Below are 16,813 nucleotides of genomic sequence, written 5' to 3'. Positions count from 1 at the left end.
ACGGTGCCGCCCCCCCCGGCATCTCCACCGAGCCGCCAACCACGGCACCTCCCCTGAATCGCCCCCCGCACCTCCACCGACCAGGCACGTTCTCCTCCTCGTCACCGGGCCCCGGCGGGGGAAGAATGTGACCGCAGAGGCGTCAGCGGTCTCGGGAGGCGGAATGAACCAGTCAGCGCAACCCAGGGTCTCCGGCCTGGAAGTCCGGTCGATCGACTACGTCCCCCTGGACGAGCGGCACGGCAAGCTGTGGCACCTGGGCCCGCTGTGGTTCATGTCCAACGCGCAGATCGCCACGCTGGCCGTGGGCCTGATCAGCATCACCGAGGGCGGCAACCTCGTCTGGTCGCTCCTCGCGATCGTGGCCGGCACCGTCATCGGCACCTTCTTCATGGCCTTCCACTCGGCCCAGGGCCCCCAGCTGGGCCTGCCCCAGATGATCCAGTCCCGCCCCCAGTTCGGCTACATCGGCGCCCTGCTGGTCTGGCTCTTCGCCTACGTCCAGTACGCGGGGTTCAACGTCTTCAACAGCATCCTGGCCGCCGACGCCCTGCACACCACCCTGCACGGCAGCGTCAAACTCTGGGTGGTCGTGGTCACCGCGGTCGCGCTCGTCATCGCCCTCGTCGGCTACGACATCATCCACAAGGCCGAGCGTTTCCTGACGTACACCTTCCTGGTCATCTTCGGGATCTTCACCGTCGGCGTCCTCGTCACCCTGCACTACCCGGCGGGCTCCTTCGACCTCGGCGCCTTCAAGTGGACCCCGTTCCTCGCCCAGTTCGGTGTCGTCGCCGGCTACCAGATCAGCTGGGCCATCTACGTCTCCGACTACTCGCGCTACCTGCCCCCGCACGTGACCGTCCGCAAGACCTTCTACTGGACGTACTTCGGCTCCGCCCTCGGCGGCATCTGGCTCATGGTCCTGGGCACCCTGCTCGCGGCCTGGGCGGGCAAGGACTTCGAGACGATCACCTCGATCAACGCCGCCGGCGACAAGGTCTTCGACGGGTTCGGCGCGATCGTGCTGCTGTTCGCCGCCCTCGGCCTGGTCTCCGTCACCGCGCTGAACATGTACGGCGGCTCGCTCACCCTCATCAGCGGTATCGACTCCTTCAAGCGGATCCGGCCGACCCTGGGCGCCCGCCTGCTGACCATCGGCCTCACCGCCGCCCTCTCCCTGATCGGCGCCCTGTCCGCCACCTCCCACTTCCTGGCGAACTTCAACGACTTCCTGTTGCTGGTGCTCTACCTGTTCATCCCCTGGACCGCGGTGAACCTGATGGACTACTACGTCGTGCGCCGCGGCCACTACGCCATCGCCGAGATCTTCAACCCCCACGGCATCTACGGTCGTTGGGGCTGGCACGGCATCATCGCCTACCTGGCCGGCTTCGCCGCCATGATCCCGTTCTTCTCCGTCGGCACCCTCTATGTGGGTCCCGCGGCCAAGGCGCTCGGCGGAGCCGACATCTCCCTGTTCATCGGGCTGCCCGTCTCCGGCGTCCTCTACTGGTGGCTGACCCGCTCGATCGACGTGGCCGCCGAGGCCCGCCTCGCGGAAGAGGAGGCGGAGGCGCTGGAACGGGCCGCGCACGACCACCAGGAGCCCTGAGCCGACGAGGGCGAGGTGTGCGGAGACCAGCGGCGGCGTAATTACCTGCGCGACGCAGTGAGCTGTTGCTACTCTACTGCGTGACGCAGTTAATTCAATTTGGTTGGAGACCTCCATGTCCGTCATCGCTGTCGCCGGTGCGACCGGCGCCCAGGGCGGCGCCACGGCGCGCGCCCTCCTCGCCGCGGGCCGCCGCGTGCGCGCCCTGACCCGCAGCCCCACCTCATCCGCCGCCACCGCGCTGCGGGACCTCGGCGCGGAAATCCATCGTGCGGACTTCGAGGACCGTACGTCCCTCGCCGCCGCGCTCACCGGCGCGGACGCCCTGTTCGCCGTGACGACACCGTTCGAGGCGGACGCCTCCGCCGAGGTCCGCCAGGGCCGGAACCTGGTGGACGAGGCGGTGGCCGCCGGGGTCGGCCACATCGTGTTCACCTCGGCCGCCCACGCCGACCGCCGGACCGGCATCCCGCACTACGACAGCAAGTTCGCGATCGAGTGCCACCTGCGGGCGTCGGGCGTTTCCTGGACGATCATCGCGCCGGCCGCCTTCATGGACAACTGGTCCTCTCACTGGACGCTGGAGGGCCTGCGGGAGGACGTCTTCGGCTGGCCCATGCCGCCCGGGACCCCCCTGGCCCTGATACCGGCCGAGGACATCGGCGCGTTCGCCGCCCTGGCCCTCACGCGCCCGGCCGAGTTCACGGGCCGCCGTATCGACATCGCCTCCGACGTGCTGACACCCGAGCAGATCGCACAGACGCTGGCCCGGGCCACGGGCCGCCCCGTCACGCACCGGCGGACACCCCTCGCCGCCGTACGCGCGCACTCGTCCGACCTGGCGGCGATGTTCGCCTACTTCACCAGCCCTGGCCTCGACGTCGACACCGCCGCCCTGCGCCGGGCCCACCGAGAGGTCGGCTGGCACTCCTTCGCCGACTGGGCGGCGGCCCAGGACTGGCGGACCCTGCTCGCCTGACGAGCGCGGCACGGGCGCGGCCCGGTCCGCCGGGTCCGCCGTACGCCTCAGCCGGCGTGTTCCCGCTCCAGCTCCCGCTTGAGGTTGCGCAAGGTCGTCTCGATGTTCCGGGCCTGGAAGACGGCGAACGTCCGGCCCGACGTCGCGAGCCGGTCGAAGGCGTTGGCCACGAACTCCGGCCACGCGCGCCGGTCGTCCGTCCAGATCTCCGTCACGCGCGTGCCGCCGTCGCCGGTCGGCTCGAAGCGGTACTCCCACGTGGCGATCGGCGCCCGCAGGCGGGGGCGCCGGATCCCGATCGCGTGGACGCGGAAGGCGAAGCGGCTGCCCGGATCGGCCGCCGTGACCGTGCACCGCGTCACCCACCGGAACCTGCCCCGCACATTGCGGCCGACGAACGTGGCGCCCAACGGCGCCGAGCCGGCGGCCGAATCCGGCGTCGTGCCCAGGTTCTCCGGGCTCCAGCGGCCCATGTCGGCGGGACGGCTCACGGCCTGGTAGGCGGTGTCCGGCGAGACACCGATGACGATGCTGCCGCTCACGGTGAACACTCGGGCCACGGCGGTGCCTCCCGTCGGGAACACGGAATTACTGTCGAGTAGGAATCATGCCATGGGGCCGGTGTTCACCCTGGTCCGCGACCGGTTTGCCATACTGTCGGGCACGAGTAGCGACCTGTTCATCCAATAACTGACAAATCGGTCAAACCAATTGATAACCAGAGGAGCGCGGGTGTTCCCGCGAATAAGCCGCATAGTCATGCCCGCCGGGGGGCGCAGACCGCGGGTGGTGCTGTGGGCCGCCGCGGGGGTCGTGGTCCTCGGATTCCTGATCGCGCTGGAACTCGCCGCGCGCCACTACGGAATGCCGGGACCGATCACGGAGCAGGCGCGAGAGGTGGTGTTCCCGCCCAAGTCCGGCTTTCTGCTCTATGCCAGCCTGGCGCTGATGATGGTGGTTCTCACCTGGCGTGAACGGCTCATCGCCGCCGGTACCGCGATCGGGATCGACGTCACCATCATTCTCGTCCGGTGGGCGGCCGGCATCACCGTGACCGACGGCCACCCCTTCGGCAACGGCGCGCTGTGGGTGATGCTCGGCTACGGCGTCATAGCCGTGACCCGCCGCACGGGACCCGAACGCGTCCTGCTCCTCAAGGGCGTCGGACTCGGACTCCTCCTCGTCGCCGGCCGCAAGACCGGCGACACCTGGCTGCTGATCACCTCCAAGACCCGCCCCTCGGTGCTCGACCAGTACACCGCGACCGCCGACCACGCCCTGGGCAACCCGTCCTGGCTGGTGGGCCGCCTGGTGAACGCCTCCGGCCCCGTCGGCTCACACCTCCTCGACTACGTCTACATCCAGCTCGCCGTCGCCGCGGTCGTCGTAGCGCTGTACCAGCTGCGCAACGTCGCCGACGAGCGCCGCTTCCCCCGCCACCACCTGGTCCGCACCTTCCTGGCGATCGGCGTCCTCGGCCCGGCCGTCTACATGGTCTTCCCGGTGGTCGGTCCGGTCTTCGCCTTCGGCGCGGACGGCGGACACTGGGCGATGGCCGCCCTCTGGCCGCACACACCGACTCCGGTGCACGCTCCGCACCCGATGCGATTCGACGGGATGACCCCGCGCAACTGCATGCCCAGCCTGCACACGGCCTGGGCGACGACCATCTTCATCCACTCCCGCAAGGGCCCGAGGTTCCTGCGCTTCGCCGGCGCCTTCTGGCTCGTGGCCACCCTCACCGCGACCCTGGGATTCGGCTACCACTACGGCGTGGATCTCGTCGCCGGCGTCGTCTTCGCGCTCACCGTCGAAACGGCACTGCGCGCCCACGCCCGCGACTGGGACCGGCCGGGGCTCCGCCTGGTCGCCCACGGCACGGCCGTCTTCACCGCCCTCCTGTTGTCGTACCGCTTCTTCCCGCTGCGCATGGCCGAACACCCCTGGCTGTTCGGGCCACTTCTCCTCCTCGCCATGGCCTCGGTGATCTACGGCTACACGCGCACCACCAGGCTCTGGGAGCCGGGGACCGCACCGGCACCCCAGCCGATCCCGCGACCCGAGCCGGCCTGACCCCTTCCCCCGGCACCCGGGCGCTCTCCTGCCGGCCGCGTGGACGGACAGGTCACGCCGGGTCCACGACCGTGGGGGAGCCGGGGCGGGGGACGGTCCCGGAAGGGGCGTACTGGGCGGCCTGAGCGTCGAACATCGAGGCGTAACGGCCCCGGGCGGCCATGAGTTCGCCGTGGCTGCCGTGCTCGACGAGCCGCCCCTGGTGCAGGACGTAGATGTGGTCGGCGTGCCGGACGCCGGACATGCGGTGGGTGACCAGGACGACGGCCCGGCCGGGGGAGGCCAGCCGGCGGATGCGGTCGAAGGCGGCGATCTCGGCCTCCGGATCGAGGGCGGACGTGGGCTCGTCCACGATGAGCACGCCGTCGGCGTCCGAGGTGGAGCTGCGCCAGTGCGTCCGGGCGAGCCCGATCTTCTGCCACTCGCCGCCGGAGAGTTCGCTGGCGCCGCGGAACATCCGGGCCAGCAGACTCCGCAGCCCCTCGGGCAGCCGCGCGACGACCGGCCCGGCACCCGCGTAGTCCACGGACGGCTGCAGTTCCTCCGGCCCGGCCTCCCGGCCGGGCCGCCCGATCCGGATGTTCAGCGCGGCCGTCACGGGCCAGCGCTGGAAGTCCTGGGTGAGCAGGGCGACGCGGTCGAAGACCTCGGAGCGGTCCAGGGAAGCGACATCGGCGTCACCCCACAGCACACGGCCGCTCTGCGGCAGCAGCAGCCCCGACAACACCTTCATCAGCGTGCTCTTGCCGGACCCGTTCTCGCCGACCACCGCCGTGACCGAACCCATCGGCAGCGTGAGGGACACCCCGTCGAGGGCGGGTGTCTCCCGGTCCGGGTAGCGGTAGCCGACCCGGTCGAGGGCCACCTGCTTCACCCGGGCCGGTACCGGCGCGCCCCCGCCGGGGATGGTGCGGCGCGCGGCCTCGTCCAGGAACCGGGCGTGGTCGCGGACGTAGAGGGACTCCTCGTGCAGCTGGTTCACGTTCATCACCAGCGCGCCCAGACTCGCCGACCCCGACCGGACGGCGACGACGGCGGTCCCCGCCACGGCCAGACTCATGTGCCCGCTTCTGATCAGCACGAACATGGTCGCGTACGTCGCCGCCATGGCGAGGCCGGACAGCGCGGCGGCCGCCCACTCGGTGACGGCCTTGCCGGCGGCCAGCCGCTCCTGCTCGGCCTCGGCGCTCTCGGCCATCCGCTCGTAGCGGCTGAGCAGGAACGGCCCGACGGCGTGGACGCGCACTTCCTGCGCGGCCGTCCGTTCGGTGAGCAGGTTGCCGATGAGACGGCTGGCCCGCACGTGCTCGACCCAGCTCATCACCGACACGTACCGCTCCTGCGCCACCCGCATCGCACCCCACCCGCGCGGTGCCGCGATCAGGATGAGCATCGGCAGGAGCGCCGGGTGGAGGATGGTGAGCACGCCGGCCGTGGAGATCAGCGAGATGGTCCCGTTCAGGGCGGCCACGCACGCGCTGATCATGCGGCGGGCGGATGCGGCGCCGTACTGGGCCACGTCGATCAGCCGCCGGAACTCGGGGTCCTCGATGGCCTCCAGCTCCACCGACGCGGCGGCCGCGAGGTACTGGGTCGTGGCGATCCGCTCCACCAGCGGTTCCAGCCGGCCCGCCCGCGAGGTGGACCAGCCGGCCAGCCCCGAGTTGACCACGGCCGCCCCGGCGCCCGCGAGTACACCGGGCAGCACCGCCTGCAGCCGCTCCCCGGGGGCGCCCGCGCCGAGCAGCGCGTGCATGACGGCGTTGACCGCGAGCAACCCGACGGCCGCGGCGGCCCCCTGCCCGATCTCACTGAGGGCGACCGTGAGCAGCGCACGGCGGTCCGCCTGCCACGCCATGCGCAACGTCGCCCCGACCAGGCCGGGCATGGAACGCAGCGCCGACAGCATCGTCTGATCGAGCCGCGCATGCTCGTGCTCCGACCAGCCGAGGTCGTAGCGCAGGGGGCCGCCGAAGAGCTCCTGCTCGGCGTCGGAGACCGCCGGCTCGGCCATCCGCACCCGCCCGAAGAACCGCTTCACCGGTCACCTCCCGGCGCGGGCAGTTCATCGAGCGTCACTGTTCCTGTTGCTGGTACTGCTGCGGTGGCCGAAGTCAACGCGGTCCCCCTTGACGGTCGCACGGCTGATTCACGCCGTTCAACGAGCCAACCGAGGCTTCGAACACATGTATTTCGGTCGCGTCGACCACCCCGCGATTCACGGCGCGCCGGAATATGCGGCCTGCATCGACCCCTGCCCCGCAAGGGCCGACCGCTACGGCGACGGTGGCCGAAACGCCGAGCGTGCCGGGGGCACGACCTCACGCATGCGAGCTGAGCACACGTGGGCTGAGCGCACCACCCGCGCTCTACGGCCCGGCGATGCCAGGGCAGCGGGATCCACGTACCGCCTGAGCCTCTTCGTGCCGGGCCCCGCGCCCAAGTGGGCCGAGGGCGGGGGCCATTGATCACGCGGTCGGGTTTTCAAGTCCGGGCGCGGTACGGTCCTGCCATGTCCCGATCAGCCGATACCCATGTCTCCCGGCCCCGCGTCACCGCCGACGATCTCGGCCTCGCCGTGCGGCTCGCCGTGACAACTCTCCGCGAGGCGCCTCCCACGGCCTGGGAAAGCAAGGCCGGTTCCCTGGAATGGGACTGCTGGGAAACCGTCGAGCACCTCAGCGACGACCTCTTCGCCTACGCCGCGCAGCTCGGCCCCACACCACCGCCCTCGGGTGACGAGGTGCCCTTCCTGTGGTGGAGCCGGAGGCCGGGCGGCCCGTCGAACGTCATTCACGCCAACCGCGAGGCGGGCCCGGCCGGTCTGCTCCAGGTCCTGGAAGCGAGCGGTGCGCTGCTGGTCGCCATGGTGCGCACGACCCCGCCGCGGACCCGCGCCCACCACGTCTTCGGCGTCTCGGACCCCGAGGGCTTCGCCGCGATGGGGATCGTGGAGACCCTGGTGCACACGCACGACCTGGCACAGGGGCTCGACCTCCCATGGACCCCGCCCGAGGACCTCTGCTCGCGCGTACTCACCCGCCTGTTCCCCGACGCACCGCCGTCCACGGACGACGCCTGGCGCACCCTCCTCTGGGCAACCGGCCGAGCCGACCTGCCCGGACACCCCCGCCCGACCACCTGGCGCTGGGACGGCACCCCCCGGCCGTGAGGGGGGCCGCGGTTGGACGACCGCCAAGGCCGCCACCCCCCCCTCAACGCCGTTTGATCACCTTCACCGCTTGGCCGGGCCGCCAGAGGTGAATCACCAGCAGCTGTTCCTCCTGGTCCACCGTGGTGAGGACGGCCTCCGTGAGGTCGAGACGGAAGGCATGGAAGTCACCGGGCGGTTCTGTGCCGGTGGTCATGGCCCGCTTCTCCGCGGGGTCGACGACCTCGACGGCCGATCCCGCGACCTTGGCGTCACCTTCACCGGGATGAGCGTGAATCGCACACCGCCCGTCACGCCGAAGGTCACGCGCCTTCACCGCGCCGAGCATCGAGCCGAACGTCAGCTCGGCTCCCCTGAAATCCACCTCGCTGCCACTCACCCGGGGCGAGCCGTCCTTGCGAAGGGTCGCGAGGACGTGGGTCTCATGTGCCTCGAACCGTGCGCGCACCTCCGCGGCCAACCAGGCCGCCTCCGCTTCGAACCGCTGCCACGTCGCCATCCCCACATCCTCGCAGCAGCCGCCACGAACCGCCGTACAGGAACCCAGCCCGGGCTCGGGCAGGATGACATCCATGACGGGTGGGAGAGACAACCTCACGGAGCTGCTGCGGCGCGCCGGACTGGACATCGCCGGCGACCGGAGGACCGGGGAGGTCCCGCCGCCCCGAGCCGCGTGGCGCCCGATCGTCGCGTACGAGACCACACCCACCGTGCGCGTGCGGGCAGACGCCCCCGATTTGGTCGCCGAAGTCAACACGCAGTGGCACCGCCTCGCGACCGGCAGCGGGATCCTCGGAGGGGACGGCGTCTTCCTCATCGACGTCGCCGGTGACTGGACGGGCCCAGCCCCCAGACGCTGGACGCGTGTACGACTCGGCGACCGGTGGGACCTCGCCGGAGTCCTGGGCGAGCGTCCCGGGCAGCCGGAGTTCGTCACGCTCTCGACGGACGGGAACACGGTGCTGGGAGCGACCACCGAGGAAGACGAGATCTGGCTGATCGTCGTGGACCACCTGCGGGCGCGGCAGAAGGCAGCCGCCCGGGCGGCGGCCCAGGAGGGACCCCCGGAGCGGGCGGCCGCCTGGGCATCGCTGTCGCGGGGCCCGGCGCCCTCGAAGAGGCTGGGACAGCTGTGGGCGGACGGACTCGCGCTCAACCCGGCCCTTCCCGACGCCCTGCGCGCGCGTCTTCTCGGCCGGTCGAGTCTCCTTCTGTGGCGTCGCCTGCCCACCGAGGTCCTCGAAGCGGCCATCGTCCACCCGGAGTGGAAGGTGCGGCAGTTGCTCGCCGAAGCCAAGCCGGACCTCACACCTGAGCAGTGGGATCGGCTGATCCTGGGTGAACAGGATGACCGGCGGCGCTGGGTTCTCACTTGGCTCGCGGCGGACGGGCGCGCCGAGCTCACCGACACCGCGTACGGGCGACTCGCCGCCGACCCCGCGCCCCGGGTGCGCGAGGAGACCGTACGCCTCACCGGACTGCCCGTCCGGCTCCTCACCGCCCTGGCCCGTGACGCCGATCCGTCCGTACGGGCGAGCGCCTGCCGACGAGCCTGGCGTCATCTGGAACCGCCGGTACGCAGTGCACTGCTGAACGACCCCTCCCGCGAGGTCCGCGTCGAGGCGCTGCTCGCACATCACGAGGACGAGCCGATGCCCCGGTCCGTCTTCGACACCCACGGACTCCGAGACCGCGCGATACGCACCTGCCGCCTGGAACGCGGCCTCGCCGAACACCTGGCCCACCACGGTGAGCCGGCCGAGCGCAGTGCACTCGCCGGCAACCCACACCTGGACCCGGACCTGGTCGCGGTCCTCGCCCGGGACCCCGACGACAGCGTCCGTTGCGCGGTGGCCGGGCGCTGCGACCTCACCGAGGAACAACGGTCCGGCATCCGCATCACGTTCGACCCGGACGTCCACCACCACCCGCTCACGTGGGTCACGGCCCTGCACGAGGATGCCGGCGCCATGCGCCGCATGGCCGCCTCCACCCACCCCCTGGTACGCAGGAGCGTCGCCCGAGCCCGCCACCTGCCATCGGACGTCGTAGAACTCCTGGCCCGCGACGAGGACCGGGTCGTCCAGCTCTTCCTCGCCGAGTCGTGCGACGACGCGCCCGCCGACATGCTGCTCCGGGTGTGGCAGTGGTGGACCGGCAGCCTCAGCGTCCCGGACCGCCCCCGCGGCCATCCCAACTTCCCCCGCCGCGGCCTGCTCCGCCACGCGGACGACCCGAACCCGAGGATGCGCCAACTGGCCCTGGATGACCCGGAATCGACGGCCGAGCTGGTGGAGCGGTTCAGCCGGGACATCGATGAGGAGGTACGGTACCGGGCCGCGTCCGACCTCCGTCTGGCACCCGAATCGGCGGTACGACTGCTCGACGACCCGCACGGGCACATCCGCGCCGCTGCCGCCCGGCATCCCGGACTGCCCGCAGGGGTGCTGATCCGTCTGCTGCGGGACACCGACACCGCACAGGACACCGCCGGGCACCCGTCGCTGCCCGTCCCCGTCATGGAACAGATGCTCCGGTGGATCGAGTCCCCGACCGACGCGGTCCGGCGGTGAGCCGGAAGGCGCAGGCGTACGTCGCCGGGCGTCGTCAGCGTGTCCTGCGGCGGCGCCTGATCGGTTCCCCCACGCGGTGCAGGTGGGTGAGGGCCTCGCCGTAGGAGCGGATCAGGCCGGTCTCGTGGTAAGGCACGCCGATCTCCGCGCAGTAGGCCCGCACGACGGGCCGGGCCCGCCGCAGGTGCGGCGTGGGCATGCTGGGGAAGAGGTGGTGCTCGATCTGGTAGTTGAGGCCGCCGAGCATCACATCGGTGAAGCGCCCGCCGCGTACGTTGCGGGAGGTGAGGACCTGGCGGCGCAGGAAGTCGGGCCGTTCGTCGCCGGTGAAGGTGGGCATGCCCTTGTGGTTCGGGGCGAAGGTGCAGCCGAGGTAGATCCCGAAGAGGCACTGGTGCACGAACAGGAACGCGACGGCCTTGCCCGGCGGGAGCACCCAGAACAGCGCGGACACGTACGCGGCCAGATGCAGCAGGAGCAGGCCCCCTTCCAGCAGCCGGTGCTTCATGGCCGGTGAGCGCAGCGCCCGCAGGCTCGAGACATGCAGGTTGAACCCTTCGAGGGTGAGCAACGGGAAGAACAGCCATGCCTGGTGACCGCCGATCAGGCGGGCCGGGCCCCGGCTGTCGCGCGCCTGCGCCGTGGACCACACGAGGATGTCCGGCGCGACGTCGGGGTCGAGCTCCTCATGGTTGGGGTTGGCGTGGTGGCGGGTGTGCTTGTGCATCCACCAGCCGTAGCTCATGCCGATCCCGAGATTGCCGAAGAGCCGGCCCCAGGTCTGGCTCGGGCCGCCCCGCCGGAACACCTGCCGGTGCGCCAGGTCGTGTGCCACCAGGGCGATCTGCCCGAACATCAGGGCCAGGAAGGCCGCCACGGCCAGCTGCCACCAGGTGTTACCGAGCGCGACGAAGGCTCCCCATCCCGCCCCCGTCAACAAGATCACCAGGCCGATCCGTGCCGTGTAGTAGCCCGGGCGCCGCCGCAGCAGACCGGCCTCGGCGATGCGCCGGGACAGCCGGGCGAAGTCGCTGCCGGCCGCTGGGTCGGACGGGCGGGAACGGGCGGCCGGAACCTCGGCCGCGGCCAAGGCCTGAGAGGAAGTCGTCATGCCGTCAAGTCTCGGGACGCCCGTCCGACCGGAACAGCCGGTCAGTCACCGGACTGGGCGGGGGGCTTTCCCCACTCCGGCCCGGGTGTTGCCACCACTCCACGCCGACCGGTGCCCGGCTCGGCCACCGGTGCCGGTGGGCCCTCCGCGGGCCCGCGCCGGTCGGGCCGGGCCTTGCGGGGGAACACGGTGTAGCTGAAGGACCACACGAAGTCGATCGCGAGGATCACACCCCACGAGCCGATGACGCCGGTCAGCGGGGCGACGCGGTGGGCGTCGCCGACGATCGCGGCGTCCAGCAGGATCAGACAGCTTCCGATGCTCCAGGCAAGCAGGTGGCGGCCCCACATACGGCGTTCATGGGCGGCGTGCTCCGGCCCGTAACGAGGCGGGCGGCTGGGCGGCGGCCCGCCGAACCGGTGGGCGAGACGGCCGTCCGCCCACGCCACCAGCCGTCCGCCGAAGGCCGTCGACACGCCCAGGTAGATCGCCGCCAGGCCGTGCGCGGCCGTCGGTGCCGCACCGCGCACGAGGTCGGCGGTGGACGCGGCGAAGAGCAGAAGATCGACCGCGGGCACCATCAGCAGCAGGACCACGCTCGCCCGGCGCCGGCGCAGTGCGTAGCGGCACAGCAGGCCGGCGACCAGGAGGACCCAGAAGGCGATCTCGCTTCCGACGATCAGTACGTACAGCACGGGCACCGCACCTCCTGATGTGATACGACTGTGCCAAATAAAGATAGCACGGGCGTGCTAAAAAGAAGGGGTGCCGAAAGTCGTCGATCCCCAGGCCCGGCGCGCCGCGGTGGCGGAAGCCGTGTGGCGCCTGATCCTCAGCCGCGGGTGGGAAGGCGTCTCCGTCCGCAGCGTCGCGAAGGAGGCCGGCCTGTCAGCGGGGTCCCTCCGGCACTACTTCGCCACCCAGTCGGACGTACTCGTGTTCGCGATGCAGCTGGTCATCGACCGGGTCCGCGACAGGGTCCAGGCACTCGAACTCCAGCCGGACCCCGCCGTGACGGTCCTGAGAGCCATCGAGGAACTGCTCCCTCTGGACGCGGAGCGCCGGGCCGAGGCGGAAGTCTGGCTGGCCTTCACCGTCCGGGCCCAGACCGAACCGACGCTACGGGCCCTGCGCGACACCAGCTACGAACTCCTTCAGGACCTGTGCCAGCAGCTCGTCGAGGTCCTGACGCGCCACGACCCGCGTGACGACCTTGACCTCAGAGTGGAGGCCGAGCGGCTGTACGCGCTCATCGACGGACTCGTGGTGCACTGCGTGATCCGCCCGGACCGCGCCACCCCGCCTCTCATGCGCGACGTGATCGCCCGGCACCTGTCGGAACTGACCGCTGCCCGAGAACCCTGAGGTCCCCGCCCGGCCTGATGGCAGTGCGGGACGGGCGTCAGGCGGACCGCAGAGGCGGGGCCTGCCTGGTGAGCGCGGCGGCCGGCAGCGGATTGTCCGGTTCGGCGCCCGGGGCCGCGGCGACGACCACTCCGGCCGCCCGGACGTCGAACCCGGCCGGCCAGACCGTCAGGTCGCCGGCCACCGCACCCTCCAGGTTCGCCCGCCCCAGGTCCGCGCCGTGAGATCGTGATCGACCACCAGCCCCGGAAGAACCAGGAGCACGACACCCAGCACCGCGAGTACGCCCAGCGCGGCCACCGCGACGGCCACGGTGCGAGTCGGACGCCGGCGGCCGACCACGAACGGATCCCCCCATGGACACGGGATCTTAGGGCCTGGCCGAACCCGGCCGCGCAGCCCGGCGAGAGCACTCGCAGCAGCTCGCCGGAAGCACTCGGAGCCGCACGTCCGCGAGTTGACCCTCCCCCTACGTCAGGCTTGAGGCTGTGGGCCGACGAAAGGGCAGGTGAATGAGCTACTCCGTAGGGCAGGTCTCGGCCGTCGCCGGGGTGACGGTGCGGACACTGCATCACTACGACAAGGCGGGTCTGCTCTCACCCAGCGACCGCAGCCACGCCGGATACCGGCTCTACAGTGAGGCCGACCTGGTCCGTCTCCAGCAGATCCTCTTCTACCGTGAACTCGGCTTCCCCCTCGACGAGATCGCCGCCATCCTCAAGGATCCACAGGCCGATCCAGTGGAACGGCTCCGGGCCCGGCAGCGGCAGTTGAGCGACGAGATCGCCCGGCTGCAACGGCTGGCCGAGGTGGCGGAACGGGCGGTGGAGGTCCAGAAGACCGGGGTGCGTCTGACTCCTCAGGAGCGGTTCGAGGTCTTCGGTGAGGTCACCTTCGACCTGAGTTATGCCACCGAGGCGGAGTTGAAGTGGGCGAACTCGGCGGGGCACCGCGAGGCGATGGCGCGCGCCGCCGCCCACACCAAGGAGGACTGGCGCCGGCTCATGGGCGAGGCCGCCGCCTGGCGAGCGGAGCTGCTCGCGGCCTTCGACGAGGGGGAGCCGAGCGACGGCGAGCGGGCCATGGACCTCGCCGAGGAGCACCGCCTGCACATCGCACGCTGGTTCACCGCCTGCCCGCCCGACATGCATCGGCGTATCGCGGACGACTTCGCCGCCGACCCGCGCGCCTTCGCACTGGTCGTACCGCCTTCCCACCAACGACCGGGTCTGGCCGCCTACACCTGCCGGGCGGTGCACGCCAACGCGGCCCGCCACGCAGGGGACGGCACCGACCCAGAGGAGCACCGATGAGGATCCTGATCACCGCGGCCGGATCGCACGGCGACGTCGCGCCCTACACGGGCCTGGGTGCTGAGCTGCGGCGCGCAGGATACGACGTCGCCCTCGCCGCACCCGACGCGTTCGCGCCCCTCGTGCGCGACGCGGGACTGGAATTCCGCAGTCTGCCCGCCGGCACCCAGGGGCGAGGCGGCGGCACCGGCACACGTGAACTCATACGGAACGCCGCCGCGTTCATCACCGAACTGGGCCACGGCTTCGCCGACGCGGTGGACGCGGGCACGGACCTCCTGCTGCTGTCGACGACCACGGCCCCGCTCGGCTGGCACCTCACCGAGGCCACGGGCATACCGAGCCTCGGCGTGTACCTCCAACCCACCGCACCCACGGGCGACTTCCCACCCGTCGTGACCGGCTCCCGCTCACTGGGGCCTCTCGTCAACCGGGCCGCGGGACGCTTCGCACTGCGGATGACCGACCGCCTCTACGCACAGGCGGTCGCACAGGTGCGCCACCGCCTCGGACTGCCTCCGGCCTCCCCGGCCGAGACGCGCCGGCGACAGGAGCGGGCGAACTGGCCCGTCCTGCACGGGTTCAGTACAGCCCTGGTGCCCCGCCCCTCCGACTGGCGACCCGGACTGGAGGTCGTCGGCAACTGGTGGCCCCACCACGACGTGACCGAGCGGCTGCCCGCCGAGCTTGAGGACTTCCTCGGCGCCGGTCCCCGGCCCGTCCTCATCGGCTTCGGGAGCATGGCCTCCGGCGACGGGGAACGGCTGAGCGAGCTCGCTGTGCGCGCCCTGCGCCGCGCCGGGCTGCGGGGGATCCTCCAAGCCGGCAGCGCCGGGCTCGCCGCCGACGGGGACGACGTGCTCACCATCGGGAACGTGCCGCACGCCCTGCTGTTCCCCCGGCTGGCCGCTGTGGTCCACCACGCCGGGGCCGGCACCTCGGCGGCCGCGCTGCGCGCCGGAGTGCCGGCCGTCCCCGTGCCGGTGACCGCGGACCAGCCGTTCTGGGCGCGACGGCTCGCCGCCCTCGGCGCAGCCACCGACCCGATCCCCTTCCGGGCCCTCACCGAGGAACGGCTTGCCGACGCCCTCGACCGAGTGGTGAGGCGGCAAGTACACAGCCGAGCCGCCGCGACGGCGGCACACCATGTGGCGGCCGAGGACGGCGCGGCCCGGACCGTCGAGACCATCCGGCAGCTGGCCGACGGATGAGGCCAAGCGAGCGCGTGTGCCCTTCCTCGCCGGCGGGCGCGGCATCGGCCACAGGAGTGGTCGATGCCGCTGACCGGCTGTTCATGCCGGGATCCGCCGGTGACCGCCGCTAGCTTGGCTGATCTTCCTGCCCTTCGCAGCTTCAGGAGCGGCGAAGGGATCCGGGCCTGTGAACGGAGAGATCAGTGGCGGACAGCGGACACGGTCCGGACGATTCAAGAGTGCTGCCGTTCGGGCGCCGGGGGTTTCTGGCATCGGCGGCGGTGGCCGCAGCGCTTCCGCTCGCGGCAGCCACGGACGCCCAGGCCGGCGCCGGCGCCGTCCAGTCGCCTCCCGGCCCGGAGCAGGAGCCGGGGCCGGCCGCCGGGTGCGGTGCTGTTCCCCGCCTGATGGCCGTTCCCGAGCACCGACGCGACCTCGACTGGATCCGGGAGTCGCTGCAGATCGCCGTGGAGCTCGAACTGGCCACCATTCCGCCCTACTTGTGCGGATGGTGGTCGATCCACGACCGCAACAGCCAGGCCGCCCGCCTCATCCGGCGCGTCGTCGCCGACGAGATGTACCACCTCGGCGTGGTCAGCAACCTGCTGGTGGCCGTGGGCGGCCGCCCACGGATCATGGACGCGGCGATGTCCTACCCCGGACAGCTGCCGGGCGGCGTCCGCGCCGGCGTGACCGTGTACCTGTCCGGCCTGACCAAGTCCCTGGTGCACGACGTGATGATGGCCATCGAGGCCCCGGACCAGCCCCTCGCGAGGGCCGACGTCTCGTCGCCGGGGATCGGGGACTTCTACGACGCCGTACTCGCCGCCTTCCGGCGCGCTCGCCCGGAACTGTCGGCCGAGGGCCAGCTCGCGAAACACATCGGGTCCGACGTCCTCAAGCCTGTCGCAAGCCTCGACGACGTCGAACACGCCATCGGCATCGTCAAGGAACAGGGTGAGGGCACGACCAGCTCGCCCGCTGACGCCTTCGGCGGCGACGAACCCGCCCACTACTACGCGTTCGGCGAGATCTACCACGAACGGCGCCTGCGGCGCGTCGCTCATCGGTGGGAGTTCAGCGGACAGCCCTTCCCCTTCCCCAGCACACGGCCCATGGCCGCCGTCCCCGCCGGCGGCTGGCCCGACCCGTCGCCCGCGGTGCGCCGGCTCCTCGGCCGGTTCGACGGGACGTACCACGCCGTTCTGCATCATCTGGAGAGCGCCTGGAACGACGGCGACCCGCGTGCGCTGAACGCCGCCGTGCACGCCATGCACGGCCTGGAGGGCCCCGCCGTCGCCCTCATGGAAACCACCCGCCCCGACGGCCCCGGCTCCTACGGGCCCCAGTTCCGTCCACCCGCCGCGCGTAACACCGTCTGACCACGTCGCACCCGGCCTCGGCGCTCGCGCTCGGCGG

General features: G+C 71.6%; 15 protein-coding genes. 9 read left to right on the top strand and 6 right to left on the bottom strand.

What is annotated here, in order from left to right; genetic code table 11:
• Positions 1 to 163: 163 nt before the first annotated feature.
• Both DBP14_RS00385 and DBP14_RS00380 read left to right on the top strand, forming a co-directional pair.
• Positions 164 to 1,615: a cytosine permease gene (locus DBP14_RS00385; protein ID WP_129305060.1), complete on the top strand. Its 1,452-nt coding sequence runs from the start codon at positions 164 to 166 to the stop codon at positions 1,613 to 1,615.
• A 115-nt stretch (positions 1,616 to 1,730) separates the two neighbouring features.
• On the top strand, positions 1,731 to 2,594 hold the full coding sequence (locus tag DBP14_RS00380) for an NmrA/HSCARG family protein (RefSeq protein ID WP_129305059.1): 864 nt from the start codon (positions 1,731 to 1,733) through the stop codon (positions 2,592 to 2,594).
• Positions 2,595 to 2,641: 47 nt separating this feature from the next.
• Here the strand turns inward: DBP14_RS00380 and DBP14_RS00375 are convergent, their stop codons facing one another.
• Positions 2,642 to 3,154 carry an SRPBCC family protein gene (locus DBP14_RS00375; RefSeq protein ID WP_129311591.1) on the bottom strand — a complete coding sequence of 171 codons (513 nt, stop codon included), beginning with the start codon at positions 3,152 to 3,154 and terminating at the stop codon, positions 2,642 to 2,644.
• A gap of 199 nt (positions 3,155 to 3,353) precedes the next feature.
• Here DBP14_RS00375 and DBP14_RS00370 point away from each other — a divergent pair, with 199 nt between their 5' ends.
• On the top strand, positions 3,354 to 4,667 hold the full coding sequence (locus DBP14_RS00370; RefSeq protein ID WP_129305058.1) for a phosphatase PAP2 family protein: 1,314 nt from the start codon (positions 3,354 to 3,356) through the stop codon (positions 4,665 to 4,667).
• Between the two features lie 52 nt (positions 4,668 to 4,719).
• Here the strand turns inward: DBP14_RS00370 and DBP14_RS00365 are convergent, their stop codons facing one another.
• Positions 4,720 to 6,681, bottom strand: coding sequence for an ABC transporter ATP-binding protein (locus DBP14_RS00365; RefSeq protein WP_164992483.1), 1,962 nt, complete (start codon positions 6,679 to 6,681; stop codon positions 4,720 to 4,722).
• A 498-nt stretch (positions 6,682 to 7,179) separates the two neighbouring features.
• Between DBP14_RS00365 and DBP14_RS00355 the strand changes: the two genes are divergently transcribed.
• Positions 7,180 to 7,839 (top strand): maleylpyruvate isomerase N-terminal domain-containing protein, encoded by a 660-nt coding sequence (locus DBP14_RS00355; protein ID WP_129305056.1) that lies wholly within the window; start codon positions 7,180 to 7,182, stop codon positions 7,837 to 7,839.
• Between the two features lie 43 nt (positions 7,840 to 7,882).
• Here DBP14_RS00355 and DBP14_RS00350 read toward each other — a convergent pair whose 3' ends face one another.
• Positions 7,883 to 8,413: a pyridoxamine 5'-phosphate oxidase family protein gene (locus DBP14_RS00350; protein WP_241740742.1), complete on the bottom strand. Its 531-nt coding sequence runs from the start codon at positions 8,411 to 8,413 to the stop codon at positions 7,883 to 7,885.
• Here DBP14_RS00350 and DBP14_RS00345 point away from each other — a divergent pair.
• Entirely contained in the window at positions 8,412 to 10,412 is a 2,001-nt protein-coding gene (locus DBP14_RS00345) for a PE-PGRS family protein (protein ID WP_129305055.1), read from the top strand. The two genes, DBP14_RS00350 and DBP14_RS00345, sit on opposite strands and share 2 nt — an antisense overlap.
• Positions 10,413 to 10,446: 34 nt before the next feature.
• On the opposite strand, the gene DBP14_RS00340 is transcribed toward DBP14_RS00345, so the two are convergent.
• Positions 10,447 to 11,523, bottom strand: a complete 1,077-nt coding sequence (locus DBP14_RS00340; RefSeq protein WP_129305054.1) for an acyl-CoA desaturase — start codon at positions 11,521 to 11,523, stop codon at positions 10,447 to 10,449.
• A 41-nt stretch (positions 11,524 to 11,564) separates the two neighbouring features.
• A complete protein-coding gene (locus DBP14_RS00335; protein ID WP_206739177.1) occupies positions 11,565 to 12,218 on the bottom strand; it encodes a hypothetical protein in 654 nt (217 codons plus the stop codon).
• 70 nt (positions 12,219 to 12,288) lie between these two features.
• On the opposite strand from DBP14_RS00335, the gene DBP14_RS00330 reads away from it, so the two are divergent.
• Positions 12,289 to 12,888 carry a TetR/AcrR family transcriptional regulator gene (locus tag DBP14_RS00330; RefSeq protein WP_129305053.1) on the top strand — a complete coding sequence of 200 codons (600 nt, stop codon included), beginning with the start codon at positions 12,289 to 12,291 and terminating at the stop codon, positions 12,886 to 12,888.
• Positions 12,889 to 12,925: 37 nt separating this feature from the next.
• Here the strand turns inward: DBP14_RS00330 and DBP14_RS35875 are convergent, their stop codons facing one another.
• Positions 12,926 to 13,072 (bottom strand): hypothetical protein, encoded by a 147-nt coding sequence (locus DBP14_RS35875; protein ID WP_164992219.1) that lies wholly within the window; start codon positions 13,070 to 13,072, stop codon positions 12,926 to 12,928.
• A gap of 328 nt (positions 13,073 to 13,400) precedes the next feature.
• Between DBP14_RS35875 and DBP14_RS00325 the strand changes: the two genes are divergently transcribed.
• The 3 genes from DBP14_RS00325 (at position 13,401) to DBP14_RS00315 (ending at position 16,776) form a co-directional block, all read left to right on the top strand.
• On the top strand, positions 13,401 to 14,201 hold the full coding sequence (locus DBP14_RS00325) for a MerR family transcriptional regulator (RefSeq protein WP_129305052.1): 801 nt from the start codon (positions 13,401 to 13,403) through the stop codon (positions 14,199 to 14,201).
• Entirely contained in the window at positions 14,198 to 15,412 is a 1,215-nt protein-coding gene (locus DBP14_RS00320; RefSeq protein WP_129305051.1) for a glycosyltransferase, read from the top strand. Before DBP14_RS00325 ends, DBP14_RS00320 begins: the two co-directional genes overlap by 4 nt.
• 263 nt (positions 15,413 to 15,675) lie before the next feature.
• Positions 15,676 to 16,776, top strand: a complete 1,101-nt coding sequence (locus tag DBP14_RS00315; protein WP_241740741.1) for a ferritin-like protein — start codon at positions 15,676 to 15,678, stop codon at positions 16,774 to 16,776.
• Positions 16,777 to 16,813: the final 37 nt, after the last annotated feature.

This window comes from Streptomyces sp. L2 (assembly GCF_004124325.1).
Lineage (GTDB): Bacteria > Actinomycetota > Actinomycetes > Streptomycetales > Streptomycetaceae > Streptomyces.
This window is presented reverse-complemented; position numbering and strand designations above follow the sequence as displayed.

Excerpts from the sequence above, each read along its gene's own strand:
- DBP14_RS00320 (WP_129305051.1), top strand. The coding sequence starts at position 14,198 with ATGAGGATCCTGATCACCGCGGCCGGATCGCACGGCGACGTCGCGCCC.
- DBP14_RS00340 (WP_129305054.1), bottom strand. The coding sequence starts at position 11,523 with ATGACGACTTCCTCTCAGGCCTTGGCCGCGGCCGAGGTTCCGGCCGCC.
- DBP14_RS00350 (WP_241740742.1), bottom strand. The coding sequence starts at position 8,413 with ATGGATGTCATCCTGCCCGAGCCCGGGCTGGGTTCCTGTACGGCGGTT.
- DBP14_RS00385 (WP_129305060.1), top strand. The coding sequence starts at position 164 with ATGAACCAGTCAGCGCAACCCAGGGTCTCCGGCCTGGAAGTCCGGTCG.
- DBP14_RS00380 (WP_129305059.1), top strand. The coding sequence starts at position 1,731 with ATGTCCGTCATCGCTGTCGCCGGTGCGACCGGCGCCCAGGGCGGCGCC.
- DBP14_RS00370 (WP_129305058.1), top strand. The coding sequence starts at position 3,354 with ATGCCCGCCGGGGGGCGCAGACCGCGGGTGGTGCTGTGGGCCGCCGCG.
- DBP14_RS00345 (WP_129305055.1), top strand. The coding sequence starts at position 8,412 with ATGACGGGTGGGAGAGACAACCTCACGGAGCTGCTGCGGCGCGCCGGA.
- DBP14_RS00325 (WP_129305052.1), top strand. The coding sequence starts at position 13,401 with ATGAGCTACTCCGTAGGGCAGGTCTCGGCCGTCGCCGGGGTGACGGTG.
- DBP14_RS00365 (WP_164992483.1), bottom strand. The coding sequence starts at position 6,681 with ATGGCCGAGCCGGCGGTCTCCGACGCCGAGCAGGAGCTCTTCGGCGGC.
- DBP14_RS00355 (WP_129305056.1), top strand. The coding sequence starts at position 7,180 with ATGTCCCGATCAGCCGATACCCATGTCTCCCGGCCCCGCGTCACCGCC.